This is a genomic window from Streptomyces sp. NPDC033178, from assembly GCF_055577685.1.
Genome location: NZ_JBVIPT010000004.1, coordinates 251,564 through 267,519, shown reverse-complemented (window position 1 = coordinate 267,519; position 15,956 = coordinate 251,564). Strand labels below are relative to the sequence as shown.

The following is a 15,956-nucleotide window of genomic DNA, read 5'->3' as shown; positions in this document are numbered from 1 at the left end:
TGCTGGTGAAGATCCTTTCTGGTGCGGTCAGCTGAGACCGACTCAGATGTCGAGGAAGCGGACGTCCTTGGCGTTGCGCTGGATGAACGCGCGGCGTGCCTCGACGTCCTCGCCCATCAGGACCGAGAACAGGTCGTCGGCCTGGGCGGCGTCGTCGAGCGTGACCTGCCCGAGAACGCGGTGCTCCTGGTCCATCGTCGTGATGCGCAGTTCCTCGGCGTTCATCTCACCGAGACCCTTGAAGCGCTGGATCGAGTCTTCCCTGACGCGCTTGCCCGCCTGGCGGCCGAGCTCGATCAGGGCGTCGCGCTCACGGTCCGAGTACGCGTACTCGAAGTCGTCCCGGCCCCACTTGATCTTGTAGAGCGGCGGACGCGACAGGAACACGTGTCCGGCCTCGACCAGTGGCCGCATGAAGCGGAACAGGAAGGTCAGCAGCAGGGTGTTGATGTGCTGTCCGTCGACGTCGGCGTCCGCCATCAGGATGATCTTGTGATAGCGGAGCTTGGCGATGTCGAAGTCCTCGTGGACTCCGGTGCCGAAGGCGGAGATCAGTGCCTGGATCTCCTGGTTCTGCAGGATCTTGTCGATCCGCGCCTTCTCGACGTTGAGGATCTTTCCCCGGATCGGGAGGATCGCCTGGTACTCCGGGTTCCGGCCGGACTTGGCCGAGCCGCCGGCGGAGTCGCCCTCGACGATGAAGATCTCGCACTTGGTGGGGTCGTTCGACTGGCAGTCGCTCAGCTTGCCGGGCAGCGACGCCGTCTCCAGGAGCCCCTTGCGACGGGTGAGGTCACGGGCCTTGCGGGCCGCCACGCGCGCGGTGGCCGCCTGGATGGACTTGCGGATGATGTCCGCGGCCTCGTTCGGGTTGCGGTCCAGCCAGTCGCTGATGTGCTCGTGGACGACCTTCTGGACGAAAGTCTTGGCCTCGGTGTTGCCCAGCTTGGTCTTGGTCTGGCCCTCGAACTGCGGCTCGCCGAGCTTGATCGAGATGATCGCCGTCAGACCCTCGCGGATGTCGTCGCCCGTGAGGTTGTCGTCCTTCTCGCGCAGCAGCTTCTTGTCGCGCGCGTACCGGTTGATGAGACCGGTGAGCGCCGCACGGAAGCCCTCCTCGTGCGTACCGCCCTCGTGGGTGTGGATGGTGTTGGCGAAGGAGTACACACCCTCGCTGTAACCGCCGTTCCACTGCATCGCGACCTCGAGGGAGAGCATGCGCTCCTTGTCCTCGGCCTCGATGTCGATCACGGTGGGGTGGACGACCTCGCCCTTGCGGGAGTTGAGGTACGTCACGAAGTCGACGATGCCGCCTTCGTAGTGGTACGTGACGGTCTTGACCTCTTCGGGCTCGTCCGCACCCGCCTCGTCGGCGCCCACCGTGGCCTTCGCCGAGTCGCGCTCATCAGTGAGTTTGATCGTCAAACCCTTGTTGAGGAACGCCATCTCCTGGAAGCGCCGCGAGAGCGTCTCGAAGGAGTAGTCCGTGGTCTCGAAGATGTCCCCGTCGGCCCAGAAGGTGACCGACGTGCCGGTCTCGTCGATGGCCTCGTGCTGGGCCAGCGGAGCTGTCGGCACGCCCAGCTTGTAGTCCTGCGTCCAGCGGTGTCCGTCGGTCCTGATCTCGACGGCCACCTTGGTGGACAGCGCGTTCACGACAGAGACGCCCACGCCGTGCAGACCGCCGGAGACCGCGTAGCCGCCGCCGCCGAACTTGCCGCCCGCGTGCAGCACGGTCAGCACGACCTCTACGGCGGGCTTTCCCTCGGAGGCGACGATGCCCACCGGGATGCCGCGGCCGTTGTCGACGACGCGGACGCCGCCGTCGGGGAGGATCGTGACCGCGATCGTGTCGGCGTGCCCGGCCAGCGCCTCGTCGACGGAGTTGTCGACCACCTCGTACACAAGGTGATGAAGACCACGCTCACCGGTCGAGCCGATGTACATGCCGGGTCGCTTGCGGACCGCGTCCAGACCCTCGAGGACGGTGATGGCGCTGGCGTCGTACGAGGCCGTGACCTCGCCGTTCGAGGTGGTTGCCCCGCCGTTCGCGCCGGCGTCGATGGACGGGATGTTCTCGTTGGGGTTGCCGGAATCGGCCACGAAGCGCCCTTTCTGGCACAGCACAAGCCAAGCTCCCGGCGGGTGGCCGGAGCGGCTGCGGCGTGTTGCGTTGGTAAGCCTTAGTCAGCGTTGCTCGGTGCGTCCCACAAGTGGGGCGGGATTAGCCTCCAGTCTACCGGTAGCGCCGACAGTGATGGGGGTTTGCCGGTACCTGAGTCCGCATGTGCCGCCCTGAACCGGTCTCCACCGACTCCCCATATGCGGACCCGGGCTCAAAGAGGCGCAGAGCGCCACTCAGCGCTTCGAGGTGTCAACCCCCCGCTACGAACGGCATACCGTCCGGTCTGGCTCACCCGTAGGTGTCACCGGGGCCCGTGCTGCCAGGCGCGCGCAAGGGGCCGAAACGCTGGACGGGACCCCCGGGGCCGAGCACCTTGATCAGCCTCACCGTGCCGTGCCCGAGGTCCTCGTTCAGGCGTGCGACCAGCTGCGGAGCGAGCAGCCGCAGGTTGGTCGCCCAGGCCGTCGAGTCGCACCGCACGATCAGCACGCGCTCGTCCTCGTCGTACTTCTCCGGTACGCAGTGGTTGGCCAGGTCGTCGCCGACGATCTGCGGCCAGCGGCCCATGACACCGCCGACGGCGGCCGGGGCCTCCCAGCCGCGCTCGGTGATGAGCCGGTTGATGGCGGAGCCGAGCGCCATCGGGTCACGCCCGTCGGCGTGCGCGCCGGAGCGCAGACCGCCGCGCCGTGCCTGCTTCTTCTGCCGCGCCGCGTCCCCACGCGCGCGTGCCTGTTCCTTCGCGGCGCGCAGGGCCACGCGCGCGAGGTCGACGCCGGAGGGTTCGGGTGCCTTCGCCGGCTCGGGCTTCGACTCCGGTGTGTTCTCGCTCATACGCGCTCCACCGTGCCCCCGGACACGGTGAACCGTGTCCCTGTCAGTACGCCGGGTACGTCGTCGTCGACCGCGGCCGTCACCAGCACCTGCTCGCCCGGGGCGACCAGCTCGGCGAGGCGTTCGCGGCGACGGGTGTCCAGCTCGGCGAACACGTCGTCGAGGACCAGCACCGGCTCGTTGCCCTCGGCCCGCAGCAGGTCGTACGAGGCCAGACGCAGCGACAGCGCGTACGACCAGGACTCGCCGTGTGACGCGTATCCCTTCGCGGGCAGCTCGCCAAGTTTGAGCAGTAGTTCGTCGCGATGCGGTCCGACCAGGGTGACGCCCCGCTCGATCTCCGACTTCCGCGTCTCCACCATCGCGGCCATCAGCTGCTCGTACAGCTCCTCGCGCGCGTGGCCGGTGATCTCGGGCGAGGAGGGCTTGTACTCCAGGGCCACGGGACCGCCGCCGGGCGCCAGCTGCTCGTACGCCTTGTCCGCCAGCGGCTGGATCGCGGCGACCAGGTCGAGGCGCTGGGCGAGCAGTTCGGCACCCACGCGCGCGAGGTGCTGGTCCCAGACGTCGAGTGTGGACAGGTCCATCGTGCGGCCGCCGTGGCGACGAGCCAGCGCGGCCGACTTCAGGAGCGTGTTGCGCTGCCTGAGGACGCGGTCGTAGTCCGAGCGCACGCCCGCCATGCGCGGGGAGCGCGCGGTGATCAGCTCGTCGAGGAAGCGCCGACGCTCGCCCGGATCGCCCTTGACCAGCGCGAGATCCTCGGGCGCGAACAGCACGGTCCGTACGATGCCGAGGACGTCACGGGGTCTGACCTGCGAGGATCTGTTGATGCGGGCGCGGTTGGCCTTGCCGGGGTTCAGCTCCAGCTCGACGAGTTGCTGACGCTCGCCCTGCCGGACGTTGGCCCGGATGATCGCCCGGTCGGCGCCCATCCGCACCAGGGGCGCATCGGACGAGACGCGGTGGCTGCCGAGGGTGGCGAGATAGCCGACCGCCTCGACGAGATTGGTCTTGCCCTGTCCGTTGGGCCCCACGAACGCGGTGACGCCCGGGTCGAGCGGGACCTCGACCCGGGCGTACGAGCGGAAGTCGGCCAGCGACAGATGCGTGACGTGCATGGTCGTTCGCCGACCTCCCCCAGGGCTGTGGATCCGCGGTGCGGACCTGTGGACTACTTCTTCCGGCTACCCGACCGATTCACTTCGACCTCACTTCGGCGGGTTCACTTCTTCTCGACCGCGTGGCCGCCGAACTGGTTCCGCAGCGCCGCGACCATCTTCATCTGCGGGGAGTCGTCCTGCCTGGACGAGAACCGCGCGAACAGCGACGCGGTGATCGCGGGCAGCGGCACCGCGTGGTCGATGGCGGCTTCCACCGTCCACCGGCCCTCGCCGGAGTCCTGTGCGTAGCCGCGCAGCTTCTCCAGGTGCTCGTCCTCGTCCAGCGCGTTGACCGCGAGGTCGAGCAGCCAGGAGCGGATGACGGTGCCCTCCTGCCAGGAACGGAAGACCTCGCGCACGTCGGTGACCGAGTCGACCTTCTCCAGGAGCTCCCAGCCCTCGGCGTAGGCCTGCATCATCGCGTACTCGATGCCGTTGTGGACCATCTTCGAGAAGTGGCCCGCGCCCACCCTGCCCGCGTGGACGGCGCCGACGCCGGCGTCCCCCTCGGGCTTGAGGGCGTCGAAGACCGGCTGGACCTTGGCGATGTTCTCGGCGTCGCCGCCGTACATCAGCGCGTAGCCGTTCTGCAGGCCCCAGACACCTCCCGAGACGCCGCAGTCGACGAAGCCGATGCCCTTGGCCGCCAGCTCCCCGGCGTGCTTCTCGTCGTCCGTCCAGCGCGAGTTGCCGCCGTCCACGACGACGTCGCCGGGCTCCAAGAGCTCGGCGAGCTCGTCGACCGTCGACTGGGTCGCCGTACCGGCCGGGACCATCACCCACACCACACGCGGACCCTTGAGCTTGCCCACAAGCTCCTCAAGGCTGTGGACATCGGCGACGGCCGGATTGCGGTCGTATCCGATGACGGTGTGGCCTGCGCGGCGAATGCGCTCGCGCATGTTGCCGCCCATCTTGCCGAGGCCGACGAGACCGAGCTCCATCAGGTTGTTCCTTCACTAGCGATGTGGCAGGAGGGCACTTTCGTACCTGCGTCCGAGCCTAAACCCGGACGCTCCTGCACACCTGTGGGCATAGCCGCTCAGACGTACGCCCCCACCTGCGGCCTTCGTCAGCCGCTGAGCCGCACCGGCATGATCAGGTACTTGTACGCCTCGTCCGCCTCCGCGTCCAAGGCGGGCTTGCCGCTCAGGAGCGCCGGCTTGGTGGACGTCGTGAAGGAGAGCTGCGCCACCGGGGAGTCGATGGCGCTCAGGCCGTCGAGCAGGAACGTGGGGTTGAAGGCGATCGAGACGTCGTCGCCCTCCAGCTGGGCATCGACCCTTTCCACAGCCTGTGCGTCGTCGCTGGAGCCTGCCTCCAGGATCAGCACGCCCTGCTCGAAGGAGAGCCGCACCGGGGTGTTCCGCTCGGCGACCAGGGCCACGCGCTTGACGGCCTCCACGAAGGGGGCGGTCTCGATCACGGCGATGGAGTTGAACTCCGTCGGGAACAGCGAGCGGTACTTCGGGAGGTCGCCCTCCAGCAGACGTGTGGTCGTCCGCCGTCCCGCACCCTCGAAACCGATCAGACCCTCGCCTGCGCCGGAGCCGGAGAGCGCCAGGATGACGCTGTCGCCGCTTGTGAGGGCCTTGGCGGTGTCCAGGAGCGTCTTGGCGGGCACCAGGGCCACCGCGGACGCCTCGGGGTTCTCCGGCTTCCACAGGAACTCGCGGACGGCGAAGCGGTAGCGGTCGGTGGACGCCAGCGTGACCGTGTCGCCCTCGATCTCGATGCGCACACCGGTGAGGACGGGCAGCGTGTCGTCGCGGCCCGCGGCGATGGCCACCTGGGCCGCGGCGGAGGCGAAGACCTCACCGGGGACGGTGCCGGTCGCCGACGGCATCTGCGGCAGTGCCGGGTACTCCTCCACAGGCAGTGTGTGCAGGGTGAAGCGCGAGGAGCCGCAGACCACGGTCGCCCGTACACCGTCTGTGGAAATCTCCACCGGCCGGTTGGGGAGAGCGCGGCAGATGTCGGCGAGCAGGCGGCCGGAGACGAGCACCGTGCCTTCCTCGTCGATCTCGGCGTCCACGGAGACCCGTGCCGAGACCTCGTAGTCGAAGCTGGAGAGGCTCAGCGCGCCTTCCTCCGCCTTCAGCAGAAGGCCGGCGAGCACAGGCGCCGGCGGACGGGCCGGGAGGCTGCGTGCCGCCCAGGCCACTGCCTCCGCGAGTACGTCGCGTTCCACCCGGATCTTCACCGTTGCCGCCTCCGTCTGTTGCCGGCGCTCTCGCCCTGCTGCCTCGTCGTCTGACTCGGTGTCGCTCAGCCCGGTCGTGGGAAGGACACCGGGGAACAGTCTGACGCACCGCACTGACAGTCGGTGCCCCTCGGGGTCAAGTCGTTCCGAGCGGCAGCTGAGGCGCCGAGCGCGAGTTGTGCACAGCCCCCACTTCGAATCGATTCCCAGACTCTTTCTAGTTGGGAGTAGTAGTAGGGGCTGTGGATACCGTGGATAACCCCGTATTCGCAGGTCAGAGTCGGTTTTTTGTCCACTGGCCCTGTGGGCGGAGGCGGTGGAAAACAGGCGTCTTCTGTGGACGGGGAAAAGTTCTGCACACCCGATGCACAGGCAGGGGCCACTTCTCCCCAGCGCCGTCCCCAGCTTTACCCACGTTCCCCACAGCCCAACCCGGCACCTTCGTGTGACGCCTTTCACTCGACACGGTGAGGAGGCGCGTCACGTTGCCGAACAGTGGACAGCGGTGTGGAGAAGCCGAGGATCGCTGGGGACAACCGCCCCCAGCCTGTGGGCTGCCGGTGGACAACTTTCTGCACACCCTGTGGATCATCTCGTCGTCCACAGTCTGTGGAGATCGTTCGTCCACGAATCCACAACCGGCTGACCTGGTCTGATGCTCTTTCAGCAGCACACCCTGTGGACACGATCTGGACAACTTCGCAGTCCCCAGGATGTGGACGCGAGAAAGTCCCCGAATCTGTGGAGGGCGGCCGTAACCAGGGTGCGTATTCGAACAACGGATGGTCTTCGGGTGTCGGCGGAGCCACTCCGGGCGCGGCCGGGAAGGGCGTACGAGGGCGGCTGAGGGCAGCGCGAGGGGCCCTCAGGAGGCGTGTGGGAGCGGTGGAAGCCGCCTTCGGAAGCGTCCGGACGATGCCGGGCACGCCTCCGGAACGCCATCGAGCGGGCATCGGGCAACCCATCGAGCGGGCGCCGGAACGACGAAAGGCGCCCTCGGGAGCGTGTCCCGGGGCGCCTTCAGCGACGTACAGCCGCTGCTGTCAGCCGTTCTTGATGCGGTTCGTGAGCTCGGTGACCTGGTTGTAGATGGAGCGGCGCTCGGCCATCAGCGCGCGGATCTTCCGGTCGGCGTGCATGACGGTCGTGTGGTCGCGGCCGCCGAACTGCGCGCCGATCTTCGGCAGGGAGAGGTCGGTGAGCTCGCGGCACAGGTACATGGCGATCTGCCGTGCCGTCACCAGCACGCGGCTCCGCGAGGAGCCGCACAGGTCGTCCACCGTGAGACCGAAGTAGTCGGCGGTCGCCGCCATGATGGCCGTCGCCGTGATCTCCGGGGCCGAGTCCTCGCCGCCCGGGATCAGGTCCTTGAGGACGATCTCCGTCAGGCCGAGGTCCACGGGCTGACGGTTGAGCGACGCGAACGCCGTCACCCGGATCAGCGCCCCCTCCAGCTCACGGATGTTCCGCGAGATCCGGGACGCGATGAACTCCAGCACCTCGGGCGGGGCGTTGAGCTGCTCCTGCACCGCCTTCTTGCGGAGGATGGCGATACGGGTCTCCAGCTCGGGCGGCTGGACGTCGGTGATCAGGCCCCACTCGAAACGGTTCCGCAGCCGGTCTTCCAGGGTCACCAGCTGCTTGGGCGGCCGGTCGCTGGAGAGCACGATCTGCTTGTTCGCGTTGTGAAGCGTGTTGAAGGTGTGGAAGAACTCCTCCTGCGTCGACTCCTTGTCCGCCAGGAACTGGATGTCGTCGACGAGCAGGATGTCCATCTCGCGGTACCGCTTGCGGAAGCTGTCGCCCTTGCCGTCGCGGATCGAGTTGATGAACTCGTTGGTGAACTCCTCCGAGCTCACGTACCGCACGCGCGTGCCCGGGTAGAGGCTGCGCGCGTAGTGCCCGATCGCGTGCAGCAGGTGCGTCTTGCCGAGTCCCGACTCCCCGTAGATGAAGAGGGGGTTGTACGCCTTCGCAGGTGCTTCGGCGACGGCGACCGCGGCGGCGTGCGCGAAACGGTTCGAGGCGCCGATGACGAACGTGTCGAAGAGGTACTTCGGGTTGAGGCGCGCGGTGGGCTCTCCGGGACCGGCCGCGGGCGCCGGCTGCGCGGCCAGCGGACCCGGGGCACCACTGGAGGCGGGCAGCGAGGAGCCGACGGGGCCACCGCGGTGGACATGCCCGGTCCCGGGCTGCGACGGCGGCTCCGGTCGGCGGTCGCGGCGATCCTGGCGCTGGTCGTAGTCGGAGCGCGGCTGGTCGTAGCCGGGCCGCTGCTGCTCGTAGTCGGAGCGCTGCTGTTCGTAGGGAGAGCGGTCCGGTGGCTGCTGCCGGTAGTCCTGGGAGGGCGACGCGTACGGATCCCGGTCCGGGAAGCCGAGCCGCTGCTGCTGCCAGCCGTAGTCGTCCTGCGAGGGCCGCGGCCAGGCGCCGGGATCGGGGCGCTGATAGTCGGGGTACGCGGGGCGGGCGGTCGGGAGCTGGTCACCGCGGGGTGGTTGCTGGTCGGGGCGGCCCTGCGGGTGGTCGTCCATGTGGTCGTTCGCACGGTGGCGGCCGTATCCCCGGTATCCGTCGCGGTCCTGCGCGGGGGGCCGCTCGGGCTCGTCGTAGCGCTGCTGCGACTGGGCGGGCGGCGTCGGCGGGGCAGGGGTCTCGCCGACGGAGTCGTCGACGGTGATCGCGATACGGATCGGGCGGCCGCACTCGCGGCTCAGGCTCTCGCTGACGATGGGCGCCAGGCGTCCCTCCAGGACACCCTTCGCGAACTCGTTGGGGACCGCGAGCAGCGCGGTGTCCGCTACGAGCGCCAGCGGCTGGCAGCGCTTGATCCAGTGCTCGTCCTTCGTCTCGACACCCTGCCCACGCCCCTCACCGAGAAGTTGCTCCAATACTCGTGGCCACACTGCGGCAAGATCGGCAGGTACGTCAGCCACAGGGCACGCTCTCTCACGGGTCCCACGAACGTGTGATTCCTGGGACGGGTTGGGTTGGAACTGAGGGTGGGGCGGGCGGCACGAATCAGATGGAGCAGGGAGAAGGGAACGAACCGGAGTCCAGCCACGGTAGTCAGGGCGACCCATGCGGTTCAAGTTGTTGTCCCCAGGCTGTGGATAGTGTCTCCCGGGCAGCGCTGGTTTGACCGGATGGCGTAGCCGCGCGTACCGTAACCAGGTCGAGTTGTCGATGGCTGCTGCCGCCTGCCTCCGATGGGCACAGATCGCGAAGAGTGATCGGGAAGCGGTGCACTCGGGCGTAAGCGAGCTACTCGTGGGCGCACGGTGACAGCCAAGACGGCACCCCGAAACTACCGATTTCTTCTGGAGCCCCCGAGTGAGCAAGCGCACCTTCCAGCCGAACAACCGTCGTCGCGCCAAGACCCACGGCTTCCGCCTGCGGATGCGCACCCGCGCCGGCCGAGCGATTCTCGCGAACCGTCGTGGCAAGGGTCGCGCCAGCCTGTCCGCCTGATCACCAACAGGTCATGACGTGCTGCCTACCGAGCATCGGCTGAGGCGGCGCGAGGACTTCGCGACCGCGGTACGCCGAGGACGCCGGGCCGGACGCCCGCTTCTCGTCGTTCATCTACGTAGCGGTGCAACCGACCCGCACGCGCCTAGGGAGAGCGCTCCCCCGACGCGTGCGGGTTTCGTTGTCAGCAAAGCAGTGGGCGGGGCTGTCGTACGCAACAAGGTGAAGCGCCGGCTTCGCCATCTGATGCGTGACCGAGTGGCTCTGCTGACCCCCGGTAGCCTGGTAGTCGTACGAGCGCTGCCCGGTGCGGGTGACGCCGACCATGCACAGCTGGCCCGAGACCTGGACGCCGCCTTGGAGCGGCTACTGGGAGGGGGCGCGCGATGAAGTACCCGCTGCTGGCTCTCATCAAGCTGTACCAGTGGACCATCAGTCCGTTGCTCGGGCCGGTGTGCAAGTACTACCCGTCGTGTTCCCACTACGGGTACCAAGCCATCGACCGGCACGGTGCGATCAAGGGAACGGCACTCACCGCCTGGCGCATCCTGCGGTGCAATCCGTGGTCGCTGGGCGGTGTGGACCATGTCCCGCCGCGCAAGCGTCCGCGGTGGCACGAAATGCTGCGTAACGCCTGGCGTGCACGCAAGGGCGGGACCTCCGCCGCCGAACCGGCCACCGAGGGGCACGGTATGTCCAACCATCCCTCAAGCCCGGCCGCCGAGACCCCGTCCCATGCTCAAGGAGCCTGATTAGTGGACACGATTGCCAGTATTTTCAGCTTCATCACGACACCCGTTTCCTGGGTCATCGTCCAGTTCCACTCGGTGTACGGCGCCGTCTTCGGCCCCGACACGGGCTGGGCCTGGGGCTTGTCCATCGTGTCCCTGGTGATCCTGATCCGTATCTGCCTGATCCCGCTCTTCGTGAAGCAGATCAAGGCGACCCGGGCGATGCAGACGCTCCAGCCCGAGATGAAGAAGATCCAGGAGCGCTACAAGAACGACAAGCAGCGTCAGTCCGAAGAGATGATGAAGCTGTACAAGGAGACGGGCACCAACCCGCTCTCCTCGTGCCTTCCCATCCTGGCGCAGTCCCCGTTCTTCTTCGCCCTGTACCACGTGCTCAACAGCATCGCGTCGAACGACACCATCGGCGTGATCAACGACCGGCTGCTGGAGAGCGCGCAGAAGGCGCACATCTTCGGGGCTCCGCTGGCCTCGAAGTTCACGGACAGCAGCGCCAAGGTCCAGGAACTGGGCTCCTCGATCACCGACGTGCGCGTCGTCACGGCGATCATGATCGTCCTGATGTCGTTCTCGCAGTTCTACACGCAGCGCCAGCTGATGACGAAGAACGTCGACACGACGGTGAAGACGCCGTTCATGCAGCAGCAGAAGATGCTGATGTACGTCTTCCCGATCATGTTCGCCGTCTTCGGTATCAACTTCCCCGTCGGTGTCCTCGTCTACTGGCTGACCACCAACGTGTGGACCATGGGCCAGCAGATGTACGTCATCCACAACAACCCGACGCCCGGTTCCAAGGCTCAGGCCTCCTACCTGGAGCGCCTGCACAAGCGCGTCACGCACCACGGCAAGACGCGCGGCCGCGGTGAGAAGGCCATCGTCAAGGCCATCGTGGCCAAGGGCCGCGACCGCAACGATTCCGAGCGCAAGTTCATCAACGGCCTGAGCAAGGCGGGCCTGGCGGCACAGGCCGACGGCACGGTGGTGAAGAGCGAGGCCTCGACGGTGGTCGAGACCGAGGACGGCACCCCGGGGACGGGCGGCGCCGCTCCCAAGCGCCAGCAGCCCAAGCGGCAGAGCAAGTCCCAGCGCCAGTCGTCCGCTGCCCAGGGCGGTTCCAAGGCGACGGACGAGTCCGCGCCGAAGACCTCGCTCAGCAAGTCCGACGAACCTGAGGACGCCAAGCCCGGCCCCAAGTCGGCGGGCGGCAAGTCCGCGTCCGGTGGCACCCGCAGCAAGGCCCAGTCCGGACAGCGCAAGGGCCCGCAGCGGCCCAAGTCCCCGTCCAAGAAGTAAGAAGGAGTCCATCCCGTGACGGAAGGCACCACCTCCGCTGCCCCTGAGGGTGGCGACACCCTGACCCGCCTGGAGCAGGAGGGCGAGATCGCGGCCGACTACCTCGAGGGTCTGCTGGACATCGCCGATCTCGACGGCGACATCGACATGGATGTCGAGGCCGATCGCGCGGCGGTCTCGATCATCAGCGACTCCAGCGGCCGTGACCTGCAGAAGCTGGTCGGTCGCGACGGCGAGGTCCTGGAGGCTCTCCAGGAACTCACGCGGCTGGCCGTGCACCGGGAGACCGGGGACCGCAGCCGGCTGATGCTGGACATCGCGGGTTACCGGGCCAAGAAGCGCGAGGAACTCTCCGAGCTGGGCGCGAAGGCCGCGGCCGAGGTCAGGAGCTCCGGTGAGCCCGTGAAGATGAAGGCGATGACCCCCTTCGAGCGCAAGGTGGTGCACGACGCGGTCAAGGCCGCGGGCCTGCGCAGTGAGTCCGAGGGCGAGGAGCCGCAGCGCTTCGTCGTCGTGCTCCCCGCCTGATCCAGCACGTCGTTCTCCGGCCCCGTCTGTGTTCGCAGGCGGGGCCGAACTTTGTCAGCCTGATAGTCCCCGATGGTTCCTGATAGTCCTGGTAGTCAGCGCGCAGTGCGCTCAAGCGGTACGGAAGGACGGTTCCCCGTGACGGAGGCAGCGGAGCTTCCCCCTGCGCCCGAGCAGGCCCGGGCGGTATTCGGCGATCGCTTCGCAGACGCGGTTCGTTACGCGGAACTGCTGGCGGACGCCGGAGTGCAGCGGGGGCTGATCGGCCCCCGTGAAGTGCCTCGCCTCTGGGAACGGCACCTGTTGAACTGTGCGGTGCTCTCGGAGGTCGTTCCCGAGAGCGTGACGGTGTGCGATGTCGGTTCCGGCGCCGGACTGCCTGGTATCCCGCTTGCCCTCGTCCGCCCGGACTTGAAGATCACGCTCCTTGAGCCCCTGCTGCGCCGGACGAACTTTCTCACCGAGGTTGTCGAGCTGCTCGGTCTCGACCACGTCACCGTCGTCCGTGGGCGCGCCGAGGAGGTCCTTGGGAAGCTGCCTCCCGTCCACGTGGTGACGGCGCGGGCCGTGGCGCCCTTGGACCGCCTCGCGGCCTGGGGGGTGCCACTGCTGCGCCCTTACGGCGAGATGCTCCTCCTCAAGGGCGACACCGCGGAGGAAGAGGTCAAGAACGCCGGGGCCGCCCTGAGCAAGCTGGGCGCGGTGGACATCTCCGTGCTTCACGTCGGTGAAGGTGTGGTGGATCCTCTCGCCACGGTGGTACGGGTTGAGGTCGGGGAGAGTCCCGGCGGCGTGCGCTTCGCGGCCAAGCGGGCGAAGGCGGCACGGACGGGGCGGACCCGAAGGCGCCGATGACCGAGTTCTGAGGATTTTGACTCATTCGGGATGCGTGTTGTCGGGTCGGAGGCTCGTTGACTGATCCGTCCTGACGACGAGACGTACTCCACACAAGCTGCCAAACCTACGCATGCCGGAGTGTCGCGCGGTCGCGGTCGCGCGCGCTGTGCATCGTGTTTCACGTGAAACGTCGCTCACTGCTGCACGGCATCATCAGTCGCGGCCGCGCCGCGGCCGAACCCCGCGACCGAAACCCTCTTGGATCCCTGGGATCCTTCAGAAAAAGACCTTCTCCTGGCGGCCACGCGCCCCCCGGAGAGGGCACGGAGTTGTCCACAGAGGTGGATTTCTCCACAGAACAACGGGCCTCGCTGGTTCACGACCCCGAAGGCATGGGAGGCTCTGTTCATTGCGAGCCTGAAGTCGAGGAGAGTGAATCCTTGCGGTCCGACGCCAACATCGCGGGACCGATGACCGATCCGGTCCCCGGTCCCCGTACCGAGTCGATGGGGGAGGATGTTTCACGTGAAACACCGCCCCCGATGGACGACACTCCCATCGGTCGTGCTGCCCAACTGGCGGTGGAGGCTCTTGGCCGCGCCGGTGAGGGCCTCCCACGGCCTGACCAAACCCGCGTGATGGTGGTCGCCAACCAGAAGGGCGGGGTGGGCAAGACCACGACCACGGTCAACCTTGCCGCTTCGCTTGCTCTGCATGGTGGGCGCGTCCTGGTGGTCGACCTCGATCCTCAGGGCAATGCCTCCACCGCGCTGGGCATTGACCATCACGCCGAAGTTCCTTCGATCTACGACGTGTTGATCGACAGCAAGCCACTCTCCGAGGTTGTTCAGCCAGTACCTGATGTCGAGGGTCTCTTCTGTGCACCTGCCACGATCGATCTCGCCGGTGCGGAGATCGAGCTGGTGTCCCTGGTGGCACGAGAGAGCCGGCTGGAGCGGGCGATCCAGGCGTACGAGCAGCCGCTGGACTACATCCTCATCGACTGCCCGCCCTCGCTGGGTCTCCTGACGGTCAACGCTCTCGTGGCCGGTGCCGAGGTCCTCATCCCGATTCAGTGCGAGTACTACGCGCTGGAGGGCCTGGGCCAGCTGCTGCGCAACGTCGATCTGGTGCGGGGGCACCTCAACCCCAACCTCCATGTATCGACGATCCTGCTCACCATGTACGACGGCCGGACCCGCCTCGCGTCCCAGGTCGCCGACGAGGTGCGCAGCCACTTCGGCGACGAGGTGCTGCGGACGAGCATTCCGCGCTCGGTCCGTATCTCCGAGGCCCCCAGTTACGGTCAGACGGTACTGACCTACGACCCGGGGTCGAGCGGTGCCCTCTCCTACCTTGAGGCGGCACGAGAGATCGCGCTGCGTGGAGTCGGTGTCGCGTACGACGCGCAGCATGCCCACATGGGCGCACACAACGAACAGAGCATGGTGGAGGGGATCCAGTGAGCGAGCGACGGAGGGGGTTGGGCCGTGGTCTCGGCGCACTGATCCCGGCTGCACCGACAGGAGAGAAGGCGGCACCACCCGCCGTGAGCGGCGCGTCCACCTCACCGGGAGCCGTGCCCGTGCTCACCGCAGAGCGCGGGGTGGCGGCGGCCAAGGTGGCCGCACTTCCGTCGGCCCATGTTTCACATGAAACAGAGGAGCCGTCGGTATTCGGAGAGGCTCCTCCGTCGGCTCCCGTCGGCGCATACTTCGCCGAGCTGCCTCTCGACTCCATCACCCCGAACCCGCGTCAGCCCCGTGAGGTCTTCGACGAGGACGCTCTCGCTGAACTCGTCACCTCCATCAAGGAGGTCGGCCTTCTCCAGCCGGTCGTCGTACGGCAGCTGGGTCCGTCGCGCTACGAGCTCATCATGGGCGAGCGGCGCTGGCGGGCCTGCCGTGAAGCTGGTCTCGACGCCATCCCGGCAATCGTGCGGGCCACGGACGACGAGAAGCTTCTCCTGGACGCGCTCCTGGAGAACCTGCACCGTGCTCAGCTGAACCCGCTGGAAGAGGCTGCCGCCTACGACCAGCTGCTCAAGGACTTCAACTGCACGCACGACCAGCTGGCCGACCGGATCGGCCGTTCACGCCCGCAGGTCTCCAACACCCTGCGTCTGCTGAAGCTGTCGCCGTCGGTCCAGCGCCGCGTGGCCGCCGGAGTGCTCTCCGCCGGACATGCGCGAGCCCTGCTCTCCGTGGACGACTCGGAGGAGCAGGACCGCCTGGCTCACCGGATTGTGGCCGAGGGTCTTTCGGTGCGAGCGGTCGAGGAGATCGTCACGCTCATGGGCTCGCGGCCGCAGTCGGCCGCACGCTCCAAGGGGCCGCGGGCCGGCACACGGCTCTCCCCGGCGCTGAGCGACCTTGCGACCCGTCTCTCGGACCGCTTCGAGACTCGGGTGAAGGTGGACCTCGGCCAGAAGAAGGGCAAGATCACCGTCGAGTTCGCCTCGATGGACGACCTTGAGCGGATCCTCGGCTCCCTCGCCCCGGGGGAGGGACCGGTTCTGCAGAAGAGCCTCCTGGACGACGACTCCGAGGAGACGGAAGCCTGAGGCCTGGGTCGGCCGGTCGAGTTCGACCGGCCGACCCGAAGAGCGGGCCGTGTCCGGTATACACCGGACACGGCCCGCTCTTTGCTTTCAGGCGGTATCGATGGAATCGCATCGTGGATACGATGCGTTCGGGTATGGCGCATTCACCTGGCAGCACCTTTTGTGGGGAGGCGAGGGGCCATGCGAA

General features: G+C 67.6%; 14 protein-coding genes. 8 read left to right on the top strand and 6 right to left on the bottom strand.

Annotation, left to right across the window (positions count from 1 at the left end; genetic code table 11):
- Window positions 1-42 precede the first annotated feature (42 nt).
- The 6 genes from gyrB to dnaA all read right to left on the bottom strand — a co-directional run bounded on the left by gyrB (window position 43) and on the right by dnaA (window position 9,261).
- Window positions 43-2,103 carry a DNA topoisomerase (ATP-hydrolyzing) subunit B gene (gene gyrB / locus ACZ5VQ_RS11890; RefSeq protein ID WP_469104754.1) on the bottom strand — a complete coding sequence of 687 codons (2,061 nt, stop codon included), beginning with the start codon at window positions 2,101-2,103 and terminating at the stop codon, window positions 43-45.
- A gap of 310 nt (window positions 2,104-2,413) precedes the next feature.
- The gene (locus ACZ5VQ_RS11885; RefSeq protein WP_469104753.1) at window positions 2,414-2,959 is read right to left on the bottom strand and encodes a DciA family protein; all 546 of its coding nucleotides are present in this window, start codon (window positions 2,957-2,959) and stop codon (window positions 2,414-2,416) included.
- Window positions 2,956-4,080, bottom strand: a complete 1,125-nt coding sequence (gene recF, locus ACZ5VQ_RS11880) for a DNA replication/repair protein RecF (protein ID WP_362071354.1) — start codon at window positions 4,078-4,080, stop codon at window positions 2,956-2,958. The genes ACZ5VQ_RS11885 and recF overlap by 4 nt, the downstream gene beginning before the upstream one ends.
- 104 nt (window positions 4,081-4,184) lie before the next feature.
- Window positions 4,185-5,066 carry a phosphogluconate dehydrogenase (NAD(+)-dependent, decarboxylating) gene (gene gnd, locus ACZ5VQ_RS11875; protein WP_469104752.1) on the bottom strand — a complete coding sequence of 294 codons (882 nt, stop codon included), beginning with the start codon at window positions 5,064-5,066 and terminating at the stop codon, window positions 4,185-4,187.
- A gap of 128 nt (window positions 5,067-5,194) precedes the next feature.
- A complete protein-coding gene (gene dnaN, locus ACZ5VQ_RS11870; RefSeq protein ID WP_055611472.1) occupies window positions 5,195-6,325 on the bottom strand; it encodes a DNA polymerase III subunit beta in 1,131 nt (376 codons plus the stop codon).
- A 1,043-nt stretch (window positions 6,326-7,368) separates the two neighbouring features.
- Window positions 7,369-9,261, bottom strand: a complete 1,893-nt coding sequence (gene dnaA, locus ACZ5VQ_RS11865) for a chromosomal replication initiator protein DnaA (protein WP_469104751.1) — start codon at window positions 9,259-9,261, stop codon at window positions 7,369-7,371.
- A gap of 397 nt (window positions 9,262-9,658) precedes the next feature.
- On the opposite strand from dnaA, the gene rpmH reads away from it, so the two are divergent.
- From rpmH to ACZ5VQ_RS11825, 8 genes are all read left to right on the top strand, one after another.
- The gene (gene rpmH, locus ACZ5VQ_RS11860) at window positions 9,659-9,796 is read left to right on the top strand and encodes a 50S ribosomal protein L34 (protein WP_006381191.1); all 138 of its coding nucleotides are present in this window, start codon (window positions 9,659-9,661) and stop codon (window positions 9,794-9,796) included.
- 18 nt (window positions 9,797-9,814) lie between these two features.
- The gene (gene rnpA, locus ACZ5VQ_RS11855) at window positions 9,815-10,186 is read left to right on the top strand and encodes a ribonuclease P protein component (RefSeq protein ID WP_189841520.1); all 372 of its coding nucleotides are present in this window, start codon (window positions 9,815-9,817) and stop codon (window positions 10,184-10,186) included.
- Window positions 10,183-10,548, top strand: a complete 366-nt coding sequence (gene yidD / locus ACZ5VQ_RS11850) for a membrane protein insertion efficiency factor YidD (protein WP_055611475.1) — start codon at window positions 10,183-10,185, stop codon at window positions 10,546-10,548. Before rnpA ends, yidD begins: the two co-directional genes overlap by 4 nt.
- A gap of 3 nt (window positions 10,549-10,551) precedes the next feature.
- Window positions 10,552-11,841 (top strand): membrane protein insertase YidC, encoded by a 1,290-nt coding sequence (gene yidC, locus ACZ5VQ_RS11845; protein WP_469104750.1) that lies wholly within the window; start codon window positions 10,552-10,554, stop codon window positions 11,839-11,841.
- 15 nt (window positions 11,842-11,856) lie between these two features.
- A complete protein-coding gene (locus tag ACZ5VQ_RS11840) occupies window positions 11,857-12,369 on the top strand; it encodes a Jag family protein (RefSeq protein WP_055611477.1) in 513 nt (170 codons plus the stop codon).
- A 138-nt stretch (window positions 12,370-12,507) separates the two neighbouring features.
- Window positions 12,508-13,224, top strand: a complete 717-nt coding sequence (gene rsmG, locus ACZ5VQ_RS11835; RefSeq protein WP_362071346.1) for a 16S rRNA (guanine(527)-N(7))-methyltransferase RsmG — start codon at window positions 12,508-12,510, stop codon at window positions 13,222-13,224.
- Between the two features lie 374 nt (window positions 13,225-13,598).
- Window positions 13,599-14,672 (top strand): ParA family protein, encoded by a 1,074-nt coding sequence (locus tag ACZ5VQ_RS11830; RefSeq protein WP_079052842.1) that lies wholly within the window; start codon window positions 13,599-13,601, stop codon window positions 14,670-14,672.
- Complete coding sequence (locus ACZ5VQ_RS11825) at window positions 14,669-15,769, top strand: ParB/RepB/Spo0J family partition protein (protein ID WP_469104749.1); 1,101 nt, start codon at window positions 14,669-14,671, stop codon at window positions 15,767-15,769. The genes ACZ5VQ_RS11830 and ACZ5VQ_RS11825 overlap by 4 nt, the downstream gene beginning before the upstream one ends.
- Window positions 15,770-15,956: the final 187 nt, after the last annotated feature.

What these genes read in the sequence shown, in the direction of transcription:
- ACZ5VQ_RS11830 (WP_079052842.1), top strand. Translation starts at nt 13,599, where the DNA reads ATGGGAGGCTCTGTTCATTGCGAGCCTGAAGTCGAGGAGAGTGAATCC.
- yidD (WP_055611475.1), top strand. Translation starts at nt 10,183, where the DNA reads ATGAAGTACCCGCTGCTGGCTCTCATCAAGCTGTACCAGTGGACCATC.
- ACZ5VQ_RS11885 (WP_469104753.1), bottom strand. Translation starts at nt 2,959, where the DNA reads ATGAGCGAGAACACACCGGAGTCGAAGCCCGAGCCGGCGAAGGCACCC.
- recF (WP_362071354.1), bottom strand. Translation starts at nt 4,080, where the DNA reads ATGCACGTCACGCATCTGTCGCTGGCCGACTTCCGCTCGTACGCCCGG.
- gnd (WP_469104752.1), bottom strand. Translation starts at nt 5,066, where the DNA reads ATGGAGCTCGGTCTCGTCGGCCTCGGCAAGATGGGCGGCAACATGCGC.